Origin of the sequence: Thomasclavelia sp., from assembly GCF_017889095.1 — a bacterium.
Lineage (GTDB): Bacteria > Bacillota_I > Bacilli_A > Erysipelotrichales > Coprobacillaceae > Thomasclavelia.
Genome location: NZ_JAGHEW010000194.1, coordinates 1 through 3086, shown reverse-complemented (window position 1 = coordinate 3086; position 3086 = coordinate 1). Strand labels below are relative to the sequence as shown.

The 3086-nt window shown below is 27.6% G+C and carries 3 protein-coding genes and 1 pseudogene; 3 read left to right on the top strand and 1 reads right to left on the bottom strand.

Annotation, left to right across the window (positions count from 1 at the left end):
• Positions 1-1116 (bottom strand): GGDEF domain-containing protein (locus J7M77_RS08355; RefSeq protein ID WP_296877408.1); only part of this gene is annotated, 1116 nt, incomplete at its 3' end.
• Positions 1117-1508: 392 nt separating this feature from the next.
• Here J7M77_RS08355 and J7M77_RS08350 point away from each other — a divergent pair.
• The 3 genes and pseudogenes from J7M77_RS08350 to J7M77_RS08340 form a co-directional block, all read left to right on the top strand.
• A complete protein-coding gene (locus J7M77_RS08350) occupies positions 1509-2111 on the top strand; it encodes a hypothetical protein (protein ID WP_296877406.1) in 603 nt (200 codons plus the stop codon).
• A 13-nt stretch (positions 2112-2124) separates the two neighbouring features.
• Positions 2125-2679 carry an AAA family ATPase gene (locus J7M77_RS08345; protein ID WP_296877404.1) on the top strand — a complete coding sequence of 185 codons (555 nt, stop codon included), beginning with the start codon at positions 2125-2127 and terminating at the stop codon, positions 2677-2679.
• Positions 2680-2781: 102 nt separating this feature from the next.
• Positions 2782-3086: pseudogene (locus tag J7M77_RS08340) on the top strand (ATPase); the annotation flags it as partial.

Below are 3086 nucleotides of genomic sequence, written 5' to 3'. Positions count from 1 at the left end.
TTTTTCATCACAAGCACTATCTTCCTGATATTCTACAATTACACTTTTTCTTTTTCCTTGATTAGCTTTTGCCTCATATAAAGCTTGATCCACCTGATGAAACAGTTTATCATATTTGACATTTTTCCGATCAACTAAAGCAATGCCATAACTACAGCCAATATCCATTTTCATATGATGAAGAGCCCATTTAGAAAAGCTATGTTGAATATTTGAACATTTCTTTAAAGCTACACTTTTAGAAGCAATCCCTTTAACCAGAACAATAAACTCATCACCACCAAAACGAACAACAATATCTGTCTCACGGAATTCTTTCCTTAAAATTTTTCCCATATAATTTAATACTTTATCTCCATTTTGATGTCCTTTAGTATCATTAACTTCTTTAAAATCATCTAAATCAATAATAATAAAGGTACATAGCGTATATGGGTTATGTTGGCGAATATATTCCTTCGCTAGATTAATTCCACCTCGACGATTATACACATCGGTTAATTCATCTTTTGATGAAAGATCATGGTATTTGATTTGATTTTTATATGCTTTCATCTTCAAAGACATAGTGAAAGTTGTTGTAAAAAAAGCACAAAAAATACCCACCAAAGAAATGTAAATATCATATTGACCAATAAATATTGGCTTAATTTCTAAAACAGTTATAATATAAACCAATTCAAAAAGTAACAATAAGCCATAAGACAACCAGTATGGTAACGTGAAAATAGAAAATAAAGCAATATAGCTAGCCGGAACAAAACAGGTCGGGCGATTAACAGCTCCAAATGTATCAATTAAATAAATAAATGAAAAAATATAAATGATCATCAAAATACAAAAAGTATTTGTCCCACGATAACTCATATTTCGTTTCCTGATTTTTGTCATAATTGCACACAATACAAGGGAACTTACAAAAAAAGTAATATGATAAGGTGTAATGACCCAGCCTTTAATAATTAAAGGAGCCAAAAGAATAAAGAAAGTTAATAATATCACAATCCCTATACTGACTAAAAAAGCACTATTTAAATTATCTTTTGCTACAATTTTACCAATTCCTTCAAAATATTGTTTTCTTTTTTTATAGATTATCATTAAGTGCTTAATCATCTTTCCACCATCTTCCCTCTTTTATTTTCATTTTACTCTTATTTTGTCTAAAAGACTATCATAATTTCAATAAAGATCAATTTTTTGTAATTATTTTGTTGGTTGGAATATCATGTTCAATAACATTTTTTCCACCGTATGGAACAGAAAATCTTGAAAATAGTAATTTACTAATAAAAGTCATTTATCTATTTGTAGTATTAATTATTTATGCTTACTTATATACTTACTCATCGAATTAAACTTTTAAAACATAAATTAAATTTTATTAATATAAATACTAATAAAATCACTTTTGTTTATGATGACCGTAAAATTACTTTTATAGAAAATAATGTTTTAACAAATCAATATTATTCTCTTATTTTTAGAAAAGATGGCATTTTTTAATTATGCTGGATTGTAGCTTTTTCAGCGACGAACAACTAAATGAAAAACAAAAAGAATATCTTTTAGCTACTTTTAATAAAATTAAAAACAATACTGCAAGCCATGATCTTAAAGAAGTTAATGATAGTGAACAATTAAAACTAATTAATAATAATTTAATTAAACTGTTTCTTATAACCATTAGACATTTAAAACTATTAGCTGTTTTAATCTTATTATTTTTAATTATGATCGTTGGAAATATATTTGATACAACTTTTAATAATTCAGTTTTTATTACCGGTATAAAAATTACCACCTTTATTTATACTATATTTTTTATTAGTTTAGTTTTTACTAATTTAAGTAATTGTAAAAGAATCGCTAAAATATATATTTCAAACAATCAATATCAGTTAATAACAAAAGAAAACGAAACTGCTTTCTATGATTATCAGTCTGTAAAGGATTTTAAAATTATAGGAAAATATGCAATATTCAATACATTTAATAGCTTTACTATGTTTATTGAAAATGATTGTGATCAAACGAGAAACATACATGAGCAAAATTCGTCCTTTTATTGGAACCAATCTTGTAAAAGTCCTAACGGGAATCCGCGGTAGTGGAAAATCAGTTGTGCTAGACCTGATTAAAGAAGAGTTATGTACAGCCAATGTTAATAACAGTCAATTTATTTCAATCAATTTTGAAAATATGAGCAATGTTCATCTATGCAATGCTAAATCATTACATGATGAAATTATCCGCCTTGCTTCAAAAATACAGGGTAAAGTATATCTTTTCTTTGATGAAATCCAAGAAGTAGAAGGTTGGGAAAAATGTATCAATTCCTTTAGAGTAGAACTAGATTGTGATATTTATATTACTGGTTCCAATGCTAAATTACTTTCTGGCAAATTAGCTACTTATCTAGCTGGGCGATATGTTGAATTTGTAATCTATCCTTTTTCCTTTGCAGAGTTTATCGAACTTTACCACACTATCTATCCAAATGTTAATTTACATGAGTGCTTCAACAAATATGTGACAGCCGGTGGTATGCCCTATTTAAGCAACCTTCATTATGATGAAGCAGCTAGCCGACAAGATTTACGTGACTTATTTAACTCCGTAGAGTTAAAAGATATTATTAAACGTAACAGTATTCGAGATGTTGATTTACTGGAATGAATTATTGCTTATGTAACTTCTAATATTGGAACAACCTTTTCCTCAACATCTATTTCCAAATTTCTAAAAAGCGAAGATTGTTCTGTATCACCAGAAACTATATTGAGTTATATCAAAGCCTGTACTAATGCGTTCCTTTTTTATCAAGTAAAACGACAAGATTTACAAGGTAAAAAAATACTTACTGTCAATGAAAAATACTATGTAGCTGATTACAGAATTAAAGAAGCTGTATATGGCAGTAATTTAAAAGATATTAATCTTATATTAGAAAATATCATCTATATGGAACTTTTACGTCGCGGTTATAGTGTTACTGTTGGTAAAATAGGAAATCAAGAAATTGATTTTGTTTGTGAAGACCGAGGTAATAAACTGTATATACAAGTAGCTTATTTACTAGCCTC